The sequence below is a fragment of the Streptomyces changanensis genome, assembly GCF_024600715.1.
In the GTDB taxonomy this organism is placed as follows: Bacteria; Actinomycetota; Actinomycetes; order Streptomycetales; family Streptomycetaceae; genus Streptomyces; species Streptomyces changanensis.
Map to the genome: position 1 here is coordinate 5,766,371 of NZ_CP102332.1, position 21,194 is coordinate 5,787,564.

At 75.3% G+C, this 21,194-nt stretch carries 20 protein-coding genes; 12 read left to right on the top strand and 8 right to left on the bottom strand.

Translation table 11 applies throughout. The features are described 5' to 3' along the window. Positions 1-16: 16 nt before the first annotated feature. From ligD to NRO40_RS25195, 3 genes are all read left to right on the top strand, one after another. Positions 17-1,024, top strand: coding sequence for a non-homologous end-joining DNA ligase (gene ligD / locus NRO40_RS25185; RefSeq protein ID WP_058941563.1), 1,008 nt, complete (start codon positions 17-19; stop codon positions 1,022-1,024). A gap of 246 nt (positions 1,025-1,270) precedes the next feature. Further along, positions 1,271-2,071 carry a VOC family protein gene (locus NRO40_RS25190; RefSeq protein ID WP_058941562.1) on the top strand — a complete coding sequence of 267 codons (801 nt, stop codon included), beginning with the start codon at positions 1,271-1,273 and terminating at the stop codon, positions 2,069-2,071. Positions 2,072-2,303: 232 nt separating this feature from the next. Next, positions 2,304-2,603: a WhiB family transcriptional regulator gene (locus NRO40_RS25195; protein ID WP_079046956.1), complete on the top strand. Its 300-nt coding sequence runs from the start codon at positions 2,304-2,306 to the stop codon at positions 2,601-2,603. Positions 2,604-2,709: 106 nt separating this feature from the next. Here the strand turns inward: NRO40_RS25195 and NRO40_RS25200 are convergent, their stop codons facing one another. The 3 genes from NRO40_RS25200 to ssgD all read right to left on the bottom strand — a co-directional run bounded on the left by NRO40_RS25200 (position 2,710) and on the right by ssgD (position 6,132). Next, positions 2,710-3,684 (bottom strand): acyl-ACP desaturase, encoded by a 975-nt coding sequence (locus tag NRO40_RS25200; RefSeq protein ID WP_058941561.1) that lies wholly within the window; start codon positions 3,682-3,684, stop codon positions 2,710-2,712. A gap of 106 nt (positions 3,685-3,790) precedes the next feature. Continuing rightward, positions 3,791-5,404, bottom strand: coding sequence for an ABC-F family ATP-binding cassette domain-containing protein (locus NRO40_RS25205; protein WP_058941560.1), 1,614 nt, complete (start codon positions 5,402-5,404; stop codon positions 3,791-3,793). Between the two features lie 311 nt (positions 5,405-5,715). Then, positions 5,716-6,132 (bottom strand): spore wall synthesis regulator SsgD, encoded by a 417-nt coding sequence (ssgD, locus tag NRO40_RS25210; RefSeq protein ID WP_058941559.1) that lies wholly within the window; start codon positions 6,130-6,132, stop codon positions 5,716-5,718. A 148-nt stretch (positions 6,133-6,280) separates the two neighbouring features. Here ssgD and NRO40_RS25215 point away from each other — a divergent pair, with 148 nt between their 5' ends. The 3 genes from NRO40_RS25215 (at position 6,281) to NRO40_RS25225 (ending at position 8,586) form a co-directional block, all read left to right on the top strand. Next, on the top strand, positions 6,281-7,408 hold the full coding sequence (locus tag NRO40_RS25215; protein WP_107115049.1) for a WD40/YVTN/BNR-like repeat-containing protein: 1,128 nt from the start codon (positions 6,281-6,283) through the stop codon (positions 7,406-7,408). A gap of 96 nt (positions 7,409-7,504) precedes the next feature. Continuing rightward, complete coding sequence (locus NRO40_RS25220; RefSeq protein ID WP_058941558.1) at positions 7,505-8,212, top strand: endonuclease V; 708 nt, start codon at positions 7,505-7,507, stop codon at positions 8,210-8,212. Beyond that, complete coding sequence (locus NRO40_RS25225) at positions 8,209-8,586, top strand: VOC family protein (RefSeq protein ID WP_058941557.1); 378 nt, start codon at positions 8,209-8,211, stop codon at positions 8,584-8,586. Before NRO40_RS25220 ends, NRO40_RS25225 begins: the two co-directional genes overlap by 4 nt. A 237-nt stretch (positions 8,587-8,823) precedes the next feature. On the opposite strand, the gene NRO40_RS25230 is transcribed toward NRO40_RS25225, so the two are convergent. After that, complete coding sequence (locus tag NRO40_RS25230; RefSeq protein WP_058941556.1) at positions 8,824-10,017, bottom strand: saccharopine dehydrogenase family protein; 1,194 nt, start codon at positions 10,015-10,017, stop codon at positions 8,824-8,826. Positions 10,018-10,197: 180 nt separating this feature from the next. Between NRO40_RS25230 and NRO40_RS25235 the strand changes: the two genes are divergently transcribed. Genes NRO40_RS25235 through NRO40_RS25250 form a run of 4 tightly spaced genes read left to right on the top strand, consistent with a single transcriptional unit; the run spans position 10,198 to position 16,102 of the window. Continuing rightward, the gene (locus NRO40_RS25235; protein WP_257375509.1) at positions 10,198-11,469 is read left to right on the top strand and encodes a CaiB/BaiF CoA transferase family protein; all 1,272 of its coding nucleotides are present in this window, start codon (positions 10,198-10,200) and stop codon (positions 11,467-11,469) included. Beyond that, positions 11,466-12,608 carry an acyl-CoA dehydrogenase family protein gene (locus tag NRO40_RS25240; protein WP_058941605.1) on the top strand — a complete coding sequence of 381 codons (1,143 nt, stop codon included), beginning with the start codon at positions 11,466-11,468 and terminating at the stop codon, positions 12,606-12,608. Before NRO40_RS25235 ends, NRO40_RS25240 begins: the two co-directional genes overlap by 4 nt. A 50-nt stretch (positions 12,609-12,658) precedes the next feature. Next, entirely contained in the window at positions 12,659-13,873 is a 1,215-nt protein-coding gene (locus NRO40_RS25245; RefSeq protein WP_058941555.1) for an acetyl-CoA C-acetyltransferase, read from the top strand. 48 nt (positions 13,874-13,921) lie between these two features. Continuing rightward, the gene (locus tag NRO40_RS25250) at positions 13,922-16,102 is read left to right on the top strand and encodes a 3-hydroxyacyl-CoA dehydrogenase NAD-binding domain-containing protein (RefSeq protein ID WP_058941554.1); all 2,181 of its coding nucleotides are present in this window, start codon (positions 13,922-13,924) and stop codon (positions 16,100-16,102) included. A 61-nt stretch (positions 16,103-16,163) separates the two neighbouring features. On the opposite strand, the gene NRO40_RS25255 is transcribed toward NRO40_RS25250, so the two are convergent. Then, complete coding sequence (locus NRO40_RS25255; RefSeq protein ID WP_058941553.1) at positions 16,164-16,904, bottom strand: MerR family transcriptional regulator; 741 nt, start codon at positions 16,902-16,904, stop codon at positions 16,164-16,166. 117 nt (positions 16,905-17,021) lie between these two features. Next, on the bottom strand, positions 17,022-17,339 hold the full coding sequence (locus tag NRO40_RS25260) for a hypothetical protein (protein ID WP_058941552.1): 318 nt from the start codon (positions 17,337-17,339) through the stop codon (positions 17,022-17,024). A gap of 107 nt (positions 17,340-17,446) precedes the next feature. Between NRO40_RS25260 and NRO40_RS25265 the strand changes: the two genes are divergently transcribed. Continuing rightward, entirely contained in the window at positions 17,447-18,223 is a 777-nt protein-coding gene (locus NRO40_RS25265) for a GNAT family N-acetyltransferase (protein ID WP_058941551.1), read from the top strand. Positions 18,224-18,261: 38 nt separating this feature from the next. On the opposite strand, the gene NRO40_RS25270 is transcribed toward NRO40_RS25265, so the two are convergent. Next, a complete protein-coding gene (locus NRO40_RS25270) occupies positions 18,262-19,254 on the bottom strand; it encodes a DMT family transporter (protein ID WP_079046955.1) in 993 nt (330 codons plus the stop codon). 296 nt (positions 19,255-19,550) lie between these two features. On the opposite strand from NRO40_RS25270, the gene NRO40_RS25275 reads away from it, so the two are divergent. Then, complete coding sequence (locus NRO40_RS25275; protein ID WP_058941550.1) at positions 19,551-20,153, top strand: GNAT family N-acetyltransferase; 603 nt, start codon at positions 19,551-19,553, stop codon at positions 20,151-20,153. Positions 20,154-20,216: 63 nt separating this feature from the next. Here the strand turns inward: NRO40_RS25275 and sph are convergent, their stop codons facing one another. Beyond that, complete coding sequence (gene sph / locus NRO40_RS25280; protein WP_232791017.1) at positions 20,217-21,179, bottom strand: sphingomyelin phosphodiesterase; 963 nt, start codon at positions 21,177-21,179, stop codon at positions 20,217-20,219. Between the last annotated feature and the right edge of the window lie 15 nt (positions 21,180-21,194).

A 21,194-nucleotide genomic window follows, 5' to 3' on the forward strand; every position in this document is an offset into this window, starting at 1 on the left:
CGCCTACCGTGGCGGCATGGCAGAAGCGGTGGAGCTGGAGGCGGGTGGACGCACGGTGCGCCTGTCCAACCCGGACAAGGTGTACTTCCCGGAGCGCGGTTTCACGAAGCTGGACGTGGCCCGCTACTTCCTCGCCGTCGGCGACGGCATCACCCGGGCGCTGCGGGACCGCCCCACCACCCTGGAGCGCTTCCCGGACGGGGTCGACGGCGAGTCGTTCTTCCAGAAGCGGGCGCCCAAGAACCTCCCCGAGTGGATCTCCACGGCCCACATCGCCTTCCCCAGCGGCCGTTCCGCCGACGAGATCCGCCCCACGGAGGTCGCCGCCGTCCTGTGGGCGGCGAACCTCGGCACGCTCACCTTCCATCCCTGGCCCGTCCGGGGCGACGCCACCGACCACCCCGACGAACTGCGCATCGACCTCGACCCCCAGCCGGGCACCGGCTTCGCCGACGCCGTGCGCGCCGCCCACGAACTGCGCGCCCTCCTCGACGAGTACGGACTGCGGGGCTGGCCGAAGACCTCCGGCGGCCGCGGACTGCACGTCTTCGTCCCCATCGAGCCCCGCTGGACCTTCACCGGGGTGCGCCGCTCCGCCATCGCCGTCGGCCGCGAGCTGGAGCGCCGCATGCCCGGCCGCGTCACCACCGCCTGGTGGAAGGAGCAGCGCGGCGAGCGGATCTTCGTCGACTACAACCAGACGGCCCGGGATCGCACCATCGCCTCCGCCTACTCCGTCCGGCCCAGACCGCACGCCCCGGTCTCCGCCCCGCTGCGGTGGGAGGAGCTCGACGACGTCGAGCCGCGCGACTTCGACCTGATCACCATGCCCGTCCGGTACGCCGACCACGGTGACGTCCACGCCGACATGGAGGAGTACGCCTTCGGTCTGGAGGGGCTGCTGGAGCTCGCCGAGCGGGACGAGCGCGACCACGGGCTCGGCGACCTGCCGTACCCGCCGGACTACCCCAAGATGCCCGGGGAGCCCAAACGGGTGCAGCCGAGCCGTGCCAGGAAGGAGTGACGGGCCGGTCCGCGCCCGGGCGGCCGGCGGCCGGCCGGCGCGGCCCCCGAGCGCCACGGTCGGCGTGCGCCGGCGCCACGACCGCCGCAGACTCGGACCAGCAGCCCCCACACGGACACCGGACACCGGAGAGCAGGCACCGGACGGCGGCCCGGACGGAGCAGACACCGGGCGGGCGCCGGGCAGGCGCCGAGCAGGCACCGGACAGCAGGCACCGGACACCGGAAGGCATCCCGAGGAGTACCCATGCCCACCCCCCGCCCCCTCCCCGGCTCCCCGGTCTGGATCGACCTCGGCACGCCCGACCTCGACGGGGCGCGGGCGTTCTACCGGGGGCTGTTCGGCTGGGAGTTCGCGTCGGCCGGCCCCGAGGCGGGCGGCTACGGCATGTTCACCGCCGCCGGCGGGACCGTCGCGGGCGCCATGACCGTGCCGCCCCCGCACGGGGGCGGCACGGCCTGGACGCTGTACTTCCGCGCCCCGGACGCCGACGCCGCGGCGACCGCCGTCCGCGCGGGCGGCGGCAGCGTGGCGCTCGACCCGACGGACGTCCTCGACCTGGGCCGCATGGCCCTGTTCACCGACCCGACGGGCGCGGGCTTCGGGGTGTGGCAGCCCCGTGCGCTCCAGGGCCTCGACGTGGTCGGGGAACCGAACGCCCTCGCCTGGACCGAGCTGTACACGCCCGATCCGGTCGCCGACCTGTCCTTCTACGACCAGGTCTTCGGCATGGAGGCCCACACCGCGCACCCCGGCTCGGCGTACACGCTGCTCCAACCGCCGGGCGGCGGACCCGACGCGCCCGCCGACGCCTTCGGCGGGGTCGTCCCGCTCGGCGGGGACCCGGCCGAGGCGGCAGACGGCCCCTGCTGGACGCCGTACTTCGAGGTGGGCGACCTGGACGCGGCCGTGGCGCTGGCCGAACGGCTCGGCGGCACCGTCCGGCGCGGCCCCGGGGCCCTCGCCGGTCTCGGCCGCAGCGCCCTGCTCACCGACCCCTACGGCGCCCGCTTCGCCGTCCTGCACCGGGCGCCCGCCACCCCGTAGGGCTCGCGCGGCGCCGGCCTCGACGAGGACCGGCGCGGCACGCGACCGGTGACCCGCGACCGGTGAACCGGGCACGCGCCGGGAAGCGGAACGCGGCGGGGGGACACGCCCCGCCCCGGAACCCTTTGCCCCGTCACCGTGCGCGGGGCCATCCTGACGATGAGCACCCGCCTCCGCCGGCGTTGACCGTACGTTGACGGCTCGTTTATCGCGGTGGGGGAGCGTGTGCGGCATGCCGATCAACGACACCGCAGAACGCCCCGCCCTCCGCCCCGTCCCGGCCGGCACCGCCCCGGCGGACGGCGAGCTCTCCTGGCAGGAGACCGCCCTGTGCGCGCAGACCGGGCCCGAGCTGTTCTTCCCGGAGCCCGGTTCCTCCACCCGTGAGGCGAAGATGCTCTGCGGCATCTGCGAGGGCCGGGAGGCGTGCCTCGAGTACGCGCTCACGCACGACGAGCGGTTCGGCGTGTGGGGCGGCCTCTCCGAGCAGGAGCGGTACGCGCTCAGGCGCCGGCGCGCCGGCCGCCGCTGAGCCCGTCGGGCCGCCGGGCCCGTCGAGCGACGCGGCCCGCCGGGTCCCGCGCGAGCCACCGGAGCCACCGCGGCCCCGCCGGCCCCGGGCGAGCGCGTCGCGGCCGTCAGCCGGCGGCGCGGGCCGCCATCCGGGCCTTGCGCGCGGCCAGCTTCTCGTCGAACTTGGACGCCTCCGCGTCCAGCCCGTTCATGTAGAGGCCCAGCTCCTCCTGGGCCTTCAGGCCCTCCGGGCCGAGCCCGTCGATCTCCAGCACCTTCAGGAACCGCAGCACCGGCTGGAGCACGTCGTCGTGGTGGATCCGCATGTTGTAGATCTCGCCGATCGCCATCTGCGCCGCCGCCCGCTCGAACCCCGGCATGCCGTGGCCCGGCATGCGGAAGTTCACGACGACGTCCCGCACCGCCTGCATCGTGAGGTCCGGGGCGAGCTCGAAGGCCGCGCCCAGCAGGTTGCGGTAGAAGACCATGTGCAGGTTCTCGTCGGTCGCGATGCGCGCCAGCATCCGGTCGCACACCGGGTCGCCCGACTGGTGGCCGGTGTTGCGGTGCGAGATGCGGGTGGCGAGCTCCTGGAAGGCGACGTACGCCACCGAGTGCAGCATCGAGTGGCGGTTGTCCGACTCGAAGCCCTCACTCATGTGGGCCATCCGGAACTGCTCCAGCTTGTCCGGGTCCACGGCCCGCGAGGCGAGCAGGTAGTCACGCATGACGATGCCGTGCCGGCCCTCCTCGGCTGTCCAGCGATGGACCCAGGTGCCCCAGGCGCCGTCCCGGCCGAAGAGCGTGGCGATCTCGTGGTGGTAGCTCGGCAGGTTGTCCTCGGTGAGCAGGTTCACCACCAGGGCGATCCTGCCCACGTCGGTCACCTTCGACTGCTGCGGATCCCACGGCTCCCCGTCCTCGAAGAGGCCCGGGAAGTTCCGGCCGTCGGACCACGGCACGTACTCGTGCGGCATCCAGTCCTTGACGACCTTGAGGTGCCGGTTCAGTTCCTTCTCGACGACCTCTTCCAGCGCGTACAGCAGTCGGGCATCGGTCCAGTCCGCCGAACTGCCGAGGTGGGGAGAGGTGAGGGTCACGTGGGCTCCTGGGAAAGCGATCATTACTTACGGACTCGTAGGTTACGAGACCGTAGGTTAAACGCGCGATAAGCCCCGCGCCAAGCCCGCCCGGGGAACCGACCGCTCACGTTCCCGCATCGGCCGAGGTCACACGCTCCAGCGACACCTCCCGTGTGATGCCGATCGCCTCCAGGAACGGCACGTCGTGGCTCGCCACGACCAGCGCCCCCTCGTACGCCTCCAGCGCGTCGACGAGGCTGCGCACGCTCGCCGTGTCGAGGTTGTTGGTCGGCTCGTCCAGCAGCAGCAACTGCGGCGCCGGCTCGGCCAGCAGCAGCGCCGCGAGCGCCGCCCGGAACCGCTCGCCGCCCGACAGCGTCCCCGCCGCCTGGTCGGCCTTCGCCCCGCGGAACAGGAACCGGGCCAGTCGCGCCCTGATCCGGTTCACCGAGGCGTCCGGGGCGAAGCGCGCCACGTTCTCCACGACGGACAGCCCGTCGTCCAGGACGTCGAGCCGCTGGGGCAGGAAGCGCAGCGGGACCCGCGCCACCGCCTCCCCCGCGACGGGCTCCAGCTCCCCGGCGAGGGTCCGCAGCAGCGTCGTCTTGCCGGAGCCGTTGCGTCCCACGAGGGCGACCCGCTCGGGCCCGCGCACCTCGAACTCCCCGTCCAGCCGCGCCCCGTGGCGCAGCACGAGGTCCCGCAGCAGGAACACGCCCCGGCCCGGCGGCACGGCCGTGTACGGCAGCTCCACGCGGATCGCGTCGTCGTCCCGTACCGCCTCCTCCGCCTCGCCCAGCCGGTCCCGCGCCTGCTCCAGCCGCTTGGCGTGGACGGCGCGGTGCTTGCCGGCCGACACCTCGGCGGCCCGCTTGCGCGCCCCCGCGACGATCGGCGGCAGGTTCTCGGCGCTCTTCTGCCCGTACTTCTTCCGCTTGGCGAGCTTGACCTGCGCCTCGGCGAGCTCCCGACGCTGCCGCCGCACGTCCGACTCGGCGGCGCGCACCATCCGCTCGGCCGCCTCCTGCTCGGCGGCCACCGCCTCCTCGTACGCCGAGTAGGGCCCGCCGTACCAGCCGACCCCGCCCTCGCGGAGCTCGGCGATCCGGTCGACGCGCTCCAGCAGCTCCCGGTCGTGGCTGACGACGACGAGGACGCCCGGCCAGGCGTCGACGGCCGCGTGGAGCCGCCGGCGCCCGTAGCGGTCGAGGTTGTTGGTCGGCTCGTCGAGCAGCAGGACGGCGGGCCGGGCGAGCAACAGGGCGGCGAGCCGCAGCAGCACGCACTCGCCGCCCGACACCTCGCCGGTGGTGCGGTCCAGGCCGATGCCGTCCAGGCCCAGCTGGTCGAGCGTGGCGCGGGCCCGCTCCTCCACGTCCCAGTCGTCGCCGACCGCCGTGAAGTGCTCCTCGCGCGCGTCGCCCGACTCGATGGCGTGCAGGGCGGCCCGCGCGCGGGCGATGCCGAGCGCCTCGTCGACCCGCAGGCCGGTGTCGAGGGTGGCGGCCTGCGGGAGGTACCCGACGTCGCCGGCGGCGCTGACCGTGCCGCCGGCCGGGGCGAGCTCGCCCGCCAGCAGCTTCAGCAGGGTCGACTTGCCGGATCCGTTGCGGCCGACCAGGCCCGTGCGCCCCGGGCCGACGGCCAGGTTCAACCCGTCGAACACGGGGGTGCCGTCCGGCCAGGCGAAGGACAGGGCGGAGCAGGCGAGCGCGGGGGAAGGGGAAGGGTGTGCCATGAGCGTCTCCCGGTTGCGTGGAGGGGGTGGGGGGCAACGGGCGGGACACCGGTGTGGCGACCGGGGGCGGCGGGGGCGGTCGGGCCGGCCGGCCCGCGCGGGGCGCGGGGCGGGGCGGGCGGGACGGGCTCGTACGCCGAGGTCGCACACGGCGGCACGCACGGCGCGGGAGCGCGCTTCGTGCGGCGGCACGGTGTCTCAGGACCTCAGACGAGCAATGTCCTACTCCGATCGACGGCTACGGGGCCGGGAAGAACGCTAGGGCGGGGGCGGCCCCGGCGGCAACGGGTTTTCCCCGCCGGGCGCGCGGCTCAGTACGCGTCGCGCAGGAGCTGCGCGAGGTGGCCGTCCAGGTCCAGGTGGAGGTGCTCGCGACCGGCCGGCACCAGCTCCAGGGCCCGCCGCAGGAAACCGCGCAGCTCGCCGGTGCGCACGTGGATCACCGCGACGCCCTCGCAGGCGTGGAACTCCATGACGGTCCGGTCCTGCCCGTAGGGCCGCACCCGGACGTCACCCGCCCCCGCCGGGCCCTCCAGACCCGCGGCGAGCAGCTCACGGGAGAACTCCCACACGACCTCCACGCCCTCCAGCGTCGCCGAGGCGGGGAAGGTCATGCGCACGGCGTAGGGGTCGGCGCACGCGTAGCCGAGGACGGCGGGGACGACGTCCATGCAGGGCGCGGGCGCGACGAGACGGGCTTCCACGGCCTGTTCGATCACGGCGGACACGTCCGGCTCCCTCCTCGGTCTCCCGCTCTGCCCTTCACCGGGAAGGACGACGGATTCCGCCGGGGCGTGCACTGCGGCCGTCTGTGAGGTGCGTCACGGGCGGAGGCGCTCTGGACGCGGCGGAGGGCGGGCAGTACGTTCCGGCGCCATGACAGCCATGGGGAAGACGAGACGGTGGGTTTCACTGGTGCTGTGCGGGGCGGCCGTGGCGGCGACGGCCCTGGCGGCCGGTCCGGCGGCCCACGCCCGGGGGACCGCCCCCGCGCGGGCGTCCGAGGCCGGCGCGGCGGGGGCGGTACCCGGCTGGCAGCCGGTCGCGACGGGCGTCACGGCCCGCTTCCGCGGCCTGGCCGCGGTGACCCGGCACACGGCGTGGGTCGCCGGCTCGGCGGGCACCGTGCTGCGCACCTCCGACGGCGGACGCAGCTGGCGCGACGTGTCCCCACCGGGCGCGGGCGAACTGGAGTTCCGGGACGTCGAGGCGTTCGACGGACGCCGCGCGGTGGTCCTGGCGATCGGGGAGGGGGAGGCGTCCCGCATCCTGCGCACCGACGACGGCGGCGCCACCTGGACCGAGACCTTCCGCAACCCGGACCCGCGCGCCTTCTACGACTGCGTGACCTTCTTCGACCGACGCCACGGCCTCGCCATGAGCGACCCCGTCGACGGCCGGTTCCGGATCCTGTCCACCGCCGACGGCGGGCGCAGCTGGCGGGTCCTGCCGGACGAGGGCATGCCCGCCGCGCTCCCCGGGGAAGCCGGGTTCGCCGCCGGGGGCCAGTGCCTCGTCAGCGCCGGTCCGCGCGACGTCTGGCTGGCGACAGGCGGCGGGTCCGTCGGCCGTGTGCTGCACTCGGGCGACCGTGGCCTGACCTGGACGGCCACCGGGGCGGGGATACCGGCGGGCGACGCCGCCCGCGGCGTGTTCGGCCTCGCCTTCCGGGACCGCGCCCACGGCATCGCGGTCGGCGGCGACCACCGCGCGGACCAGCCGTCCCCCGACGCCGCCGCCGTCACCCGGGACGGCGGCCGCGCATGGCGCACGGCCACCACGCCCCCGCCCGCCTACCGCTCCTCCGTGGCCTGGCTGCCGCACAGCCGCTCCGCCGCCCTCGCCGTCGGCCCCACCGGCACGGACCTCACCACGGACGGCGGGCGGACCTGGCGGACCGTCGACACCGGCTCGTACGACACCGTGGACTGCACCCCGGACGGCGGCTGCTGGGCGTCGGGCGCCCAGGGCCGCGTCGCGCGCCTGGTCCGGCACGCGGGGTGAGGCGTGTGGGGTGGGGCGCGTGGGGTGGGGCGACGGGGTGGCGTGAGGCGCGCGGTGGGCGACGGCCCGACACCCGCTGGCTAGGCTGACGGCACTATGACGATCATCGAAACGCCCGCCGGCTGGCCGGCCGACGAGGAGGAGGCCCTGGCCGTCCAGGACGCGCTGCGCGCCCGCGTGGTCCTGGACGAGCCGGGGCCCGCCCCCGGCACCGGCCTCGTGACCGGCGTCGACGTGGCGTACGACGACGAGCGCGACCTGGTGGCCGCGGCGGCCGTCGTGCTGGACGCCCGCACGCTGGACGTCGTCGAGGAGGCCACCGCCGTCGGCCGGGTCTCCTTCCCGTACGTCCCCGGCCTCCTCGCCTTCCGGGAGCTCCCCGCCGTCCTCGCCGCCCTGGACACCCTCACGGCCGGGCCGGGCCTCGTCGTCTGCGACGGCTACGGGCTGGCCCACCCGCGCCGCTTCGGCCTCGCCAGCCACCTCGGCGTCCTCACCGGGCTGCCGGTCGTGGGCGTCGCGAAGAACCCGTTCACCTTCACCCACGAGGACCCGGCGCCCCGCCGGGGCTCCACCGCGCCGCTCCTCGCCGGGGCACAGGAGGTGGGGCGGGCCCTGCGCACCAGGGACGGCGTCAAGCCCGTCTTCGTCTCCGTCGGACACCGCGTCACGCTCGACGCCGCCTGCGCCCACACGCTGGCACTGACGCCCCGCTACCGGCTGCCGGAGACCACCCGGCTCGCCGACGCGCTGTGCCGCCGCGCGCTGCGGGAGGCCACCGCGGGGCAGGGGAGCGCCGCATGATCCACCGGCTGCAGCGCGTGGTGCCGGACTGCCCCGACCCACGGGCGCCGGCCGTCCTCCACCGGGGCATGCCGGGCGGCGACACGGACCGTCCGGACCCGCGCTGGTCCCTCGACGACGACTGGGCGACGCTCCACCTCGGCGACGGCCGGGTGCCGGCCTTCCAGCGCGCCGACCCGTACGAGCCGCCGCGGTGGCCCGATCCGCGGCGGCCCCAGCGGGTCCACCCGGACGTGGGCGTCACCGACCTGGAGGCGGCGCGCGACGCGGCGGTGGCGCTGGGCGCGGAGGTCCTCGACGCGGGCGGCCCGCGCACGGCCCGGACCGTGTGCGGGCCGCGTGCGGGCCACCCGTTCTGCCTCGTACGGGAGTGACGCGCGCGGGCGCCGAGCCCGGGCGGCGGCCGCCCGGACGCCCGCCGTCCCCGCACCCCTCCGCGGTGCGCCTGCCCGCGCCCCCCGCCCGGCCACCGCCTTAGCGCCCCGGCTCGCGTGCCCCCGGCCCAGCCACCGCCCCCGCCCGCCGCTCGCGCCCCCGGTTCAGCCACCGCCCCCGCCCGCCGCGCGCGTGCCCACGCCCCGGGGCCCAGCCACCGCCCCCGCGCCCCGGGCTCAGCGCGCGTCCGCGACCCTGAACCGGATGCCCGCCGCGCCCAGCCGCTCCAGCAGCGCGTCGCCCATCGCCACGGCCGTCGTCACCTGGCCCGCGACCGGCGGCAGGCCACCGTCGAAGGCGAGGCACAGCGCCGACTCGGCGAGCATCTTCGCCGTCTCGTCGTAACCCGGGTCGCCGCCCGACACCTCGGTGCACACCCGGCGCCCGCCGCCCTCGCCGACGAAGCGGACCCGGAACCAGCTGCGCCGCCGGCGCTCCGCGTCCGGGCCGCTCCCCTGCGCGTACCGGTCCAGCAACCACCGGCGCGCCGGCGGCACCTGCGCCAGCGCGAGGCCGGCGCCGACGGCGGCCACCCCGCCCAGCGCCATCGGCAGCGTCCGCACCGCCGCGTAGTGCCGGTACCGGAAGTCCGGGCCGTACTCGGGCAGCGCCGCCGCCGACCGCGCCACGACCCGCGGGTCCAGCGTCGGCAGCGGCAGCGCCCACGCGCCGGTCTCGCGGCTGAACCGCGGCCCGGCCAGCGGCGCACGGGCCCGCCGGTCCACCTGCCGGGGCTCGTGCAGCCGCCGCTCCCGCGCCGCCCGCGCCGTCTGCCGCCCGCGCCCCATCGCGGTGAGCGCCGAGGCGAACGTGCCGCCGGAGAAGAGCGCGCTGGTCCGGACGAACCCGTCGACCCGCAGCGGCACGTCCCGCGGCAGCTGCCGCACCGTGTAGTACACGCCCAGGTCGTGCGGGACCGAGTCGAAGCCGCACGCGTGCACCAGCCGCGCCCCCGTCTCCCTGGCCCGCGCGTCGTGGCGTACGTACATCAGGTCGACGAACTCGGGTTCACCCGTCAGATCGACGTAGTCCGTCCCCGCCGCCGCGCAGGCGGCGACGAGCGGTTCGCCGTACCAGACGTACGGGCCGACGGTCGTGGCGACGACCCGCGCCGACGCGGCGAGCTCGCGCAGCGCGGCCGGGTCGGCGGCGTCCGCCACGAGCAGCGGCAGCTCCGCGCAGCCGGGGTGGTCGGCGGCGAGGCGGTCGCGCAACCGCGCCAGCTTCTCGCGCGACCGCCCGGCCAGCGCCCACCGGCACCCGTCCGGCGCGTGCGCCGCCAGGTAGCGGGCGGTCAGCTCCCCCACGAAGCCGGTCGCCCCGTAGAGCACCACGTCGTACGCCCGTGCCGTGCCGTCCCGCGTGTCCATCAGGCCCTCCGCCACTGCTCTGGTGCGCTGCTGTAAGGAGGCAGAGGCTAACGGGTGTCGTGCCCGCCCCGGTGCGGCCGGTGCGGGGCGTGCCGGTGGGGGGTTGTGCGCGATGGAACACGTTCTTAACATCGTCACTGTTACAGCAGTAGTGTCACAGAGGCGTGGCGAGGGGACCGGATGACGGCGACGACGGGAAACGGCCCGCTCACCGGGGTGCGCGTGGTGGAGCTGGCCGGCATCGGACCGGGGCCGTTCGCGGCGATGCTCCTGGCCGACCTGGGGGCCGACGTCGTCCGCGTCGACCGGCCGGGCGGCGCGGGGCTGGGCATCGACCCCGCGTACGACCTCACCAACCGCAACAAGCGCTCCGTCCTCCTCGATCTCAAGGCCGCCGACGGCCCCGACCGCCTCCTGGACCTCGTCGCCCGCGCCGACGTGCTCATCGAGGGCTACCGGCCGGGTGTGGCCGAGCGCCTCGGTGTCGGCCCCGAGGAGTGCCTGGCCCGCAACCCGGGGCTCGTCTACGGCCGGATGACCGGCTGGGGCCAGGACGGGCCCCTCGCCGCGCGCGCCGGGCACGACGTCTCCTACATCGCCGTCACCGGCACCCTCTCCCTCTTCGGCAGGCCCGACGAGCCGCCCACCGTCCCCGCCAACCTGGTCGGCGACTACGCGGGCGGCTCCCTCTACCTCGTCGTCGGCGTCCTCGCCGCCCTGCACCACGCGCGCTCCGAGGGCGGCACCGGCCAGGTCGTCGACGCCGCCGTCGCCGACGGCGCCGCCCACCTCGCCACGATGATCCACGCCATGCTGGCGGCCGGCGCCTGGCAGGACCGGCGCGGTACCAACCTCCTCGACGGCGGCTGCCCCTTCTACGGCACCTACGAGACCGCCGACGGCGCCCACATGGCGGTGGGGGCGCTGGAGCAGCGCTTCTACGACGTGTTCACGCGGATCCTCGGGCTCGACGACGCCACGGCGGCGGCCCGCCACGACCCGGCCCGCTGGGACGGGCTGCGCGCCGCCGTCGCCGCCCGGTTCCGCACCCGCACCCGGGACGAGTGGACGGCCCTCTTCGAGGGCACCGACGCCTGCGTCGCCCCCGTCCTGACCCTGCGCGAGGCTCCCGCCCACCCGCACCTCGCCGCCCGGGGCACGTTCACCGAGCACGCCGGGCTCACCCAGCCCGCGCCCGCCCCCCGCTTCTCGGCGACCCCGGCCTCCGTACGCCGCCCGCCCGCCCGGCCGGGCGCGGACGCCGACGAGGTCGCCCGCGACTGGGACGTCCCGGCCGTCGCGCACCCCGCACCGACGGTCGACGCCACCCGTGGGGCACCGCCCGCCGGGGCCGTCCCCGCAGCACCGCCCGCCGACGCCCCCCGCGCGGCCCCGGCCGCCCCCGACTCCGCCGACAGCAGCGCCGACAGCCCCGACAGGAGGCCCCGTTGAAGCGCCGGATCTTCAGCGCCGAGCACGACGCGTTCCGCGACACCGTCCGCACCTTCCTCGCCAAGGAGGTCCTGCCGCACTACGCCCGGTGGGAGGAGGACGGCGTCGTCGCGCGCGACGCCTGGCGCGCCGCCGGCCGCCAGGGCCTCCTCGGCCTGGCCGTGCCCGAGGAGTACGGGGGCGGCGGCAACCCCGATTTCCGCTACAGCGCCGTGCTCGCCGAGGAGTTCGCCCGCGCCGGCGCCCCCGGCCTCGCCATCGGCCTGCACAACGACATCATCGGGCCGTACCTGACCGGGCTCGCCACCACCGAGCAGAAGCGCCGCTGGCTCCCCGGCTTCTGCACCGGCGAGACCATCACCGCCATCGCCATGACCGAACCGGGCGCCGGCTCCGACCTCCAGGGCATCCGCACCACCGCCGAGGACCGCGGCGACCACTTCCTCCTGAACGGCTCCAAAACCTTCATCTCCAACGGCATCCTCGCCGACCTCGTCGTCGTGGTGGCGAAGACCACCCCCGAGGGCCGGGCGCACGGCCTGTCCCTGCTCGTCGTCGAGCGCGGCGCCCCCGGCTTCGAACGCGGCCGCAACCTCGACAAGATCGGCCAGAAGTCCCAGGACACCGCCGAGCTTTTCTTCCGCGACGTCCGCGTACCGAAGGAGAACCTCCTCGGCGAGCGTGACGGCGCCTTCGTCCACCTCATGACCCACCTCGCCCAGGAGCGCATGACCATCGCCGTCGCCGCGGCGGCGGGCGCCGAGCACCTCCTGGAGACCACCAGCGCGTACGTCAAGGGGCGCGAGGCGTTCGGCAGGCCGCTCGCCCGGCTCCAGCACGTCCGCTTCGAGATCGCCGAGATGGCCACGGAGTGCGCCGTCACCCGCTCCTTCGTCGACCGCTGCATCGAGGACCACACCGACGGGACGCTCGACGCCGTCCACGCCTCGATGGCCAAGTGGTGGGCCACCGAGCTGCAGAAGCGGGTCGCGGACCGGTGCCTGCAGCTCCACGGCGGGTACGGCTACATGAGCGAGTACGCGGTCGCCCGCGCCTTCACCGACGGCCGGATCCAGACCATCTACGGCGGCACGACCGAGATCATGAAGGAGATCATCGGCCGCTCGCTGCTCGGCTGACCCACCCCACCCGTGATGCGACGACCCCCGCGACGCGAAAGGCCCGACCTGTGACCACCGAAGCGTTCGTCTACGAAGCGATCCGCACCCCCCGGGGCCGCGGCAAGGCCAACGGCTCCCTGCACGGCACCAAGCCCATCGACCTCGTCGTCGGCCTCATCCACGAGCTGCGCGACCGGCTCCCGGGCCTCGACCCCGCCGCCGTCGACGACATCGTCCTCGGCGTCGTCTCCCCGCTCGGCGACCAGGGTTCCGACATCGCCAAGATCGCGGCCATCGCCGCCGGGCTGCCCGACACCGTCGCCGGCGTCCAGGAGAACCGCTACTGCGCCTCCGGCCTCGACGCGGTCAACACCGCCGCCATGAAGGTCCGCTCCGGCTGGGAGGACCTCGTCCTCGCCGGCGGCGTCGAGTCGATGTCCCGCGTGCCGATGGGCTCCGACGGCGGCGCCTGGATGTCCGACCCCATGACCAACCACACCACCCGCTTCGTCCCCCAGGGCATCAGCGCCGACCTCATCGCCACCGTCGAGGGCTTCTCCCGGCGCGACGTCGACGAGTACGCCGCCCTCTCCCAGGAGCGCGCTGCCGCCGCGTGGAAGGACGGCCGCTTCGACCGGTCCGTCGTCCCCGTCAAGGACCGCAACGGGCTCGTCGTCCTCGACCACGACGAGCACCTGCGCCCCGGTACCACCGCCGACAGCCTCGCCGGGCTCAAGCCGTCGTTCGCCGACATCGGCGACCTGGGCGGCTTCGACGCCGTCGCCCTCCAGAAGTACCACTGGGTCGAGCGGATCGACCACGTCCACCACGCGGGCAACTCCTCCGGCATCGTCGACGGCGCGGCCCTCGTCGCCGTCGGCTCCCGCGAGGTCGGCGAGCGGTACGGGCTGACGCCGCGCGCCCGGATCGTCTCCGCCGCCGTCTCCGGCTCCGAGCCGACCATCATGCTCACCGGGCCCGCGCCCGCCAGCCGCAAGGCGCTCGCCAAGGCCGGCCTCACCATCGACGACATCGACCTCGTCGAGATCAACGAGGCGTTCGCCGCGGTCGTCCTGCGCTTCGCCCGGGACATGGGCCTGCCCCTCGACCGGATCAACGTCAACGGCGGCGCCATCGCCCTCGGCCACCCCCTCGGCGCCACCGGCGCGATGATCCTCGGCACCCTCGTCGACGAGCTGGAACGCCAGGACAAGCGGTACGGCCTCGCCACCCTCTGCGTCGGCGGTGGCATGGGCGTCGCCACCATCGTCGAGCGCCTCTGAGTCCGCCCCGTCCGCGTCCCGCCCGAACCCCGTTACGGAGAAGCATCCATGACCGCCCTGCCGACGCGTTCCACCATCCGCTGGGAACAGGACGAGACCGGTGTCGTCACCCTCGTCCTCGACGACCCGGAGCAGTCCGCCAACACCATGAACCAGGCGTTCCGCGAGTCGATCGCCGCGGTCGCCGACCGGTGCGAGGCCGAGCGGGACTCCATCCGCGGCATCGTCTACACCTCGGCGAAGAAGACCTTCTTCGCCGGCGGCGACCTCAGGGACATGATGCGGGCGGGCCCGGCCGACGCCCAGCGGATCTTCGACGCCACCAACGAGATCAAGCGCTCGCTGCGGCGCATCGAGACCCTCGGCAAGCCCGTCGTCGCCGCCATCAACGGCGCGGCGCTCGGCGGCGGCTACGAGATCGCCCTCGCCTCCCACCACCGGATCGCCCTGGACGCGCCCGGCTCGAAGATCGGCCTGCCCGAGGTCACGCTCGGCCTGCTGCCCGGCGGAGGCGGCGTCACCCGCACCGTCCGCCTCATGGGCATCGCCGACGCGCTGCTGAAGGTCCTCCTCCAGGGCCGGCAGTACCCACCCCGGCGCGCCCTGGAGAACGGCCTGGTCCACGAGGTCGCCGACTCGCCCGAGTCCATGCTCGCCCAGGCCCGCGCCTTCATCGACGCCCACCCCGAGTCCCGCCAGCCCTGGGACGTCCCGGGGTACCGGATCCCCGGCGGCACCCCGGCGCAGCCGAAGTTCGCTGCCAACCTGCCGGCCTTCCCGGCGAACCTGCGCAAGCAGTTGAACGGCGCCCCCTACCCGGCGCCCCGCAACATCCTCGCCGCCGCCGTCGAGGGGGCCCAGGTCGACTTCGAGAGCGCCTGCGTCATCGAGTCCCGCTACTTCACGGAACTCGTCACCGGCCGGACCGCGAAGAACATGATCCAGGCGTTCTTCTTCGACCTCCAGGCCGTGAACGCCGGGCGGAGCCGCCCACAGGGCGTGGAGCCCCGCACGGTCCGCAGGGCCGCCGTCCTCGGCGCCGGGATGATGGGCGCGGGCATCGCCTACGCCTGCGCGAAGGCGGGCATCGAGGTGGTGCTCAAGGACGTGTCCGCGGAGGCCGCCGCCCAGGGCAAGGCGTACTCCGAGAAGCTCTGCGCCAAGGCGGTCGAACGCGGCCGGACCACCCGGGAGAAGGCGGACGCGCTGCTCGCCCGCATCCACCCGACGGCCGAGGTGGCGGACCTCGCGGGGTGCGACGCCGTCATCGAGGCGGTGTTCGAGGACACCGCCCTCAAGCACAAGGTGTTCCAGGAGGTGCAGGGTGTCGTGGCGCCCGACGCCCTGCTGTGCTCCAACACCTCCACGCTGCCGATCACCGTCCTCGCGGAGGGCGTGGAGCGGCAGGCCGACTTCGTGGGCCTGCACTTCTTCTCACCGGTCGACAAGATGCCGCTCGTGGAGATCGTCCGGGGCGGGCGGACCGGCGACGAGGCCCTGGCCCGCGCCTTCGACCTGGTCCGGCAGATCTCCAAGACGCCGGTCGTCGTCAACGACTCGCGCGGCTTCTTCACCTCCCGGGTGATCGGCCAGTTCCTGAACGAGGGCGTCGCGATGGTGGGCGAGGGCGTCGAACCGGCCTCCGTCGAGCAGGCGGCGGCCCAGGCCGGTTACCCGGCCAAGGTGCTGTCCCTCATGGACGAGCTGACGCTGACGCTGCCCCGCCGGATCCGCGGCGAGACGCGGCGCGCGGTGGAGGAGGCGGGCGGGACCTGGACCGCGCACCCGGCGGAGGCCGTCGTGGACCGCATGGTCGACGAGTTCGGCCGCACGGGCCGCAGCGGCGGCGCCGGCTTCTACGACTACGACGCGGACGGCCGCCGCACCGGCCTGTGGCCCGGTCTGCGCGAGCACTTCACCCGCGCCGGCGCGGAGGTCTCCTTCGAGGACATGAAGGAGCGGATGCTCTTCTCCGAGGCGCTCGACGCGGTGCGCTGCCTGGAGGAGGGCGTGCTGACCTCGGTCGCCGACGCCAACATCGGCTCCGTCATGGGCATCGGCTTCCCCGCCTGGACCGGCGGCGTCCTGCAGTACGTCAACGGCTACGAGGGCGGCCTGCCCGGCTTCGTGGCGCGGACGCGGGAGCTGGCCGCGCGGTACGGCGAGCGGTTCGAGCCACCGGCGCTGCTGGTGCGGAAGGCGCAGCGGGGGGAGACGTTCACGGACTGACGCGACGGCCGGGGCCGCTCGGGGAGTCCCCCGGGCGGCGGGCCGGCCCCGAGCGCCCGGGTCACTCCGGGGCGCGGAAGGCGGCCCGGAGCTCCTCGGTCAGCGACCGCTGGAAGGCGGTGACCAGCGCCTGCACCACCAGCGGCTGCATGTGCGCGGAGAGCGACTTCATCGCCCGCACGTGCTGCGGGTCCTCGGGGTCGGCCTCCCGCTCCCGGTACGGGCTCCACACCTCGTCGCGGAAGAGCCGGGTCAGCTCGTGCGCCGCCTCGCGCGTGTGCTCCACCAGCACCGCGCGGGCGGCCACGATCGTCGCGTGCGGGATCGGCACGTCGAGCAGTTGTACGCCGAGGCGCAGCAGCCCCAGGTCGACGCGCAGGGTTTCGTCCTCGTCGGGGCCGGTCAGCACGTCCATCGCGGCGAGCAGGTCCATGTCGGCGTCCGTCAGCCGCCGCCCGGCCCGCCGCTCCAGCTCGGCGCGGGACAGCCGCTCCACGGAGTCCGGCGCCCAGGTCGCCACCAGCGCCCGGTGGATCGCCAGGTCGTGCGCGTTCACGTCGGGCGGCAGCTGCTCCAGGTACCGCTCGATCGCGGCGAGCGTCATGCCCTGGTGCTGGAGCTCCTCGATCAGTGCCAGCCGCGCGAGGTGCTCGGGCCCGTACCGCCCCACCCGGCGGGGGCCGAGGACCGGCGGCGGGAGCAGTCCGCGGGTGCCGTAGAAGCGGATCGTCCGGACGGTGACGCCGGCCCGGGCGGCGAGCTCGTCCACGGTGAACGCCGGCTGCTGCGTCTCGGTCGCCAAGGGGCCCTCGCTTCCACGCTGGTGTCGCACTGGTGCAACAGTATTGCTGTCGCACCACCCCTGTGAAACCCCGCGGCCACCGCGCCCCCGCGGCGCCGCCGTGGGCGGGCCGGTGGGTCAGCGGGGGCCGACGGCGGGAGCGATCATGAGCAGCACCGCCGAGGGGAGGAAGAAGAACATCCCGCCCATGGCCCCGACGAAGCCCCACACCGCGAGGGCGAGCCCCAGCAGCGCGCACGTCCAGCCGAAGGCGCGCGGGTGACGCAGGAGCAGGAGGGGCGCCGCGACGGGCAGGGCCGTGGCGAGGAAGAGGCCGCCGAGGCCGGCGTCGAAGCCCAGGACGAGCGCGGGTAGGGTCGCCAGTGCGGCCAGGACCGCGACGAAGCGCTGGATCCCGTGTACCCGCCGCGGTCGTCCGTCCAGTGCGGTGTCCATGGTGCCTGCCCCCGTTCGACGAAGTATTTGAACACGTTCAACGTACCCCATGGCGGGCCGGGTGAAAATCCGTTGCCGCCCCGCGCCCGTGGTGGTCGGCTGCCCCCATGGACGAGGAAGCGGTACGCGCGCTGTACGACCGGTGGATGAGGCGGGAGGCCCGGCCCGACGGATCGGGCTGCCGCGTGGAACGGGTGGGGGAGGTCGTCCGGCAGACGGGCCCCGCCGAGGCGTGGAACGGCGTGTTGTGGAGCGCCCTGACCGCCGGGACGGCGGACCGGGCCGTCGAGGAGCAGATCCGCCACTACACCGCCCTCGGACGGGACTTCGAGTGGAAGCTGTACGCCCACGACGAGCCGGCCGACCTCGCCGACCGGCTCGTCGCCGCCGGTTTCCGGGCCGAGCCCCGGGAGGCGCTCATGGTCGCCGGGACGGCCGGCGCCGCCATCGACACCGCGCCGCCCGAGGGCGTGGAACTCCTCCCGGTCACCGACGCGGCCGGGATGGACCTCGTGGCGGAGGTCCACGAGCGGGCGTTCGGCACGGACGGCACGCTGCTGCGGCAGCGGCTGCTCGCCCGGCTCGTGGACCGGCCGGACACGGTCGCCGTCGTCCTCGCCGTGGCGGGGGACCGGCCGATCAGCTCGGCCCGCCTGGAGATGCTCCCCGGCGTGCCCTTCGCCGGCCTGTGGGGCGGCGGCACCGTACCGGAGTGGCGCGGCAGGGGCGTCTACCGCGCCCTCGTGGCCCACCGCGCCCGCACCGCCGCCGCCCGCGGCTACGACTGGCTCCAGGTCGACGCCTCCGCCGACAGCCGCCCCATCCTGCACCGCCTGGGCTTCACCACCCTCTCCACCACGACCCCGTACGTGTACGAGCCCTGACGGAAGGCGGGCGCCGCCGGTGCCGCGGCGCCCGGCGACTACCGCCCCGGCTGCCGGCGCCGGTTGCCGCCACCGACCCGGCGGCCGGCGCCGGCGGGCACGGTCAGCAGGACCAGGCCCCCGGTCAGGACGGCCAGCCCGCACCAGGAGACGGCCGGCAGGCGTTCACCGAGCACGGTGACGCCCAGGACCGCGGCGACGGCGGGCTCGGGCAGGGTCAGCGACGTGGCCACCGACGCCGACGTGTGGCGCAGCCCGCGCCCGTAGAGCCGGTAGGTGAGGTAGACGGTGAACACGGCCAGGTACACGGCCACGGTCGCGCCGCGCGCCGTGGCGAGCCAGTGCGCGCCCAGCATCAGCACCAGCGGCGTGACCAGCAGCCCCGCCGCGCCGAACAGCACCCCCATCACCGCGCCGGACGGCCTCCCGCGGCTGATGAGCCGGGCCGCGATCAGGGCGTAGACGGCGTACGACAGCCCGGCGCACGCGGCCAGCGCCACGCCCGCGGGGTCCACCGGTGTGGCGCGGGCGGTGAGCGAGGGGCCCAGCACCAGGAGGGCGCAACCCAGGACGGCGGCCGCGGTGGCGCCCGTCCAGCGGGTGGTGGGCCGCGTCCGTTCGGTGGCCCAGGAGAGCAGCCCGGCGAAGACCGGGGCGCTGCCCAACGCGATCACGGTGGCCACCGCCACCCCGGTCCGGGCGGTCGCCGGGTAGAAGGTGACCGGATACCCCGCCACCGCCACCGCGCCCAGGGCCAGCAGCCGCCGCTCGCGGGGTGTGCAGGCGGCCGGCAGCGAGCGGGCGCCCCGGGAGGTGAGGAACAGCAGGATGCCGCCGAGGACGAGACCGGCGCAGCCGATGGTCGCCGGCGACGCGCCGGCCGGGGCGAAGGACGCGGCGGTCCCGGTCGTGCCCCACAGCACGGCCGAGCCGAGGATGGGCGCGGGGCCGCCGAGGACACCGGCGCGGGAGGGGCGCGGGCCGGCGGTCGCCGGGCGCGCGGGAGTCAGGGGGGACGTGCGGTTCGGCACTGTCGTGATCTTCCGTCGTCGAATGCGTCAGTGGACTGATCCGAAACGGGCGCACGACAAGAAACCCTGACTGCCCTGCGGGCCGGTCGGGGACGGAGGTCAAAGCCGTCGGTGTCTGCGCCCGATCAGGCGCAGAGCGGCGGCAGGACGACGTGCCAGTAGGTGTTCACGCGCCGATGCTATCCGCCGCGTGCGGGAAGGGCGCCGGAAGGGTGCGGGAAGGGCCGGGGGGGGGTGCGCGGGAAGGGTGCGGGGTGCGTGGGAACCGTCCCCGCACCGAGATCGTTTCCTCGGGTATGTCCCGGCACCCTGACCACGCGTCCGTACGCCCCCTCGCCGACGCCGACGTCCCGACGGCGGTCGACACCCTCACGCGGGCCTTCACCGACTATCCCTACACGCGGCACGTGATCGCCGCGGACGACCACGAGGAGCGGATCCGCGCTTTCCAGGAGCTGTGCCTGACCCGCGTCGGCATGGTGTACGGCCGTGTCTGGGTGGCCGACGCGGGCCGGGCCGTCGCCGTCTGGTCCACCCCCGACCGGGACCCCTCGCCCGCCTTCGCGGAGATCGGCCCCCTGCTCGGTGACCTGACCGGTGACCGGGCGGCCGCCTACGAGTCCGCGGAGCGGGCCGTCGCCCCGCACCGACCGAAGGAGCCGGTCTGGTTCCTCGACACGGTGGCGGTCGCCCCCGCGGCCCAGGGGCGGGGCCTCGGCGGCGCGGTGCTGGCCCCCGGCATCGAGGCGGCCGCGCGGGCCGGGTACCCGGCGTTCCTGGAGACCTCCAGCGAGCGGAACGTACGCTTCTACGAGCGCCTCGGCTTCGGGGTCACGGCCGACGTCCGGCTCCCCGACGGAGGCCCCCGCACCTGGTGCATGCGCAGGGACCCCCGCTAGGGGGTGTCCGGCCGGTCCGGCTCGGGGGAGTGGTCGGGACGACGGGAAGGCCGGCGCCGCTCCTCAGGGGGCCGCGTGGCCCGTCACCGGGTAGTGGTCGGAGAGGTTCGTGTACGTGTGGTCGCGGCCCCAACTCGACACCGTCCACGGCGCGCTGCGCTCCGCGAGCACGTGGTTCGTCCAGCCTGCCGGGCGGGCGTGGCCCGCGCGGTGCAGGACGTGGTCGAGGTCCTCGCGCGGGTCGCCGGGGTAGCGATCGGCCGCGATGGAGTTCTCCGTGGTGTCGAACGAGTAGGGGTGGCCGGTGCGGGCGTCCGCAGCCGCCAGGCCCGCGTCGGCGAGCATCGTCGCGTACTCCGGCGTCCGCGTGTCGACGTTCAGGTCGCCCGCCACGATCACCTGCTCGGAGGCCGGGATGGCCTTCGCGTCCAGGAAGGCGTCCAGCGCCCGGAACTGCCGGGAGCGCACCCGCGCCGCCTCGCCCGCCGCGCAGCCGGGGTCCGTCGACTGGGCGTGTGTGCCGACGACGTGGACACGGGAGCCGCCGACGTCCAGGACCGCGTAGACGAAGCCCTTGTTGGAGTACCAGTCCGCGCCGCACGCGTCCTTGTAGACGTACTGCTCCTTGCGGACGATCGGCCACTTGCTGAGCACCGTCACCCCGCCGTCCTCCGGCGTGGTCGACGAGTACGCGCCGCCCGTCGCGTCCCACCCGGACGTGCCGCGGCCCATGACGGGCGTCTGGTGCGGGTACCGGGCCGAGGCGTTGCGGCGCAGCGCGTCCGAGGAGGTGTTGTCGAACGCCTCCTGGACGACGACCACGTCGTTGCCCTCGAAGAACGGCGCCGCGGGTATCGCCTTCGCCCGGTGGTCCTGGCCCCAGTTGGGGTACAGGGCGCGATTGAAGAGGAAGGCGTTGTACGTGAGGACCGTGAGGCGGGGCGTCGCCTCCGGGGCGGCGGCCGCCTGCGGGGCCGTGGCGGTGAGGGAGAGCGCGGCGAGCGCGGCGGACACCGCGGCCGACAGGACGGCGCGCGGCGC

Excerpts from the sequence above, each read along its gene's own strand:
- ligD (WP_058941563.1), top strand. The coding sequence starts at position 17 with ATGGCAGAAGCGGTGGAGCTGGAGGCGGGTGGACGCACGGTGCGCCTG.
- NRO40_RS25190 (WP_058941562.1), top strand. The coding sequence starts at position 1,271 with ATGCCCACCCCCCGCCCCCTCCCCGGCTCCCCGGTCTGGATCGACCTC.
- NRO40_RS25195 (WP_079046956.1), top strand. The coding sequence starts at position 2,304 with ATGCCGATCAACGACACCGCAGAACGCCCCGCCCTCCGCCCCGTCCCG.
- NRO40_RS25205 (WP_058941560.1), bottom strand. The coding sequence starts at position 5,404 with ATGGCACACCCTTCCCCTTCCCCCGCGCTCGCCTGCTCCGCCCTGTCC.
- NRO40_RS25215 (WP_107115049.1), top strand. The coding sequence starts at position 6,281 with ATGACAGCCATGGGGAAGACGAGACGGTGGGTTTCACTGGTGCTGTGC.
- NRO40_RS25220 (WP_058941558.1), top strand. The coding sequence starts at position 7,505 with ATGACGATCATCGAAACGCCCGCCGGCTGGCCGGCCGACGAGGAGGAG.
- NRO40_RS25225 (WP_058941557.1), top strand. The coding sequence starts at position 8,209 with ATGATCCACCGGCTGCAGCGCGTGGTGCCGGACTGCCCCGACCCACGG.
- NRO40_RS25230 (WP_058941556.1), bottom strand. The coding sequence starts at position 10,017 with ATGGACACGCGGGACGGCACGGCACGGGCGTACGACGTGGTGCTCTAC.
- NRO40_RS25235 (WP_257375509.1), top strand. The coding sequence starts at position 10,198 with ATGACGGCGACGACGGGAAACGGCCCGCTCACCGGGGTGCGCGTGGTG.
- NRO40_RS25250 (WP_058941554.1), top strand. The coding sequence starts at position 13,922 with ATGACCGCCCTGCCGACGCGTTCCACCATCCGCTGGGAACAGGACGAG.
- NRO40_RS25260 (WP_058941552.1), bottom strand. The coding sequence starts at position 17,339 with ATGGACACCGCACTGGACGGACGACCGCGGCGGGTACACGGGATCCAG.
- NRO40_RS25265 (WP_058941551.1), top strand. The coding sequence starts at position 17,447 with ATGGACGAGGAAGCGGTACGCGCGCTGTACGACCGGTGGATGAGGCGG.
- NRO40_RS25275 (WP_058941550.1), top strand. The coding sequence starts at position 19,551 with ATGTCCCGGCACCCTGACCACGCGTCCGTACGCCCCCTCGCCGACGCC.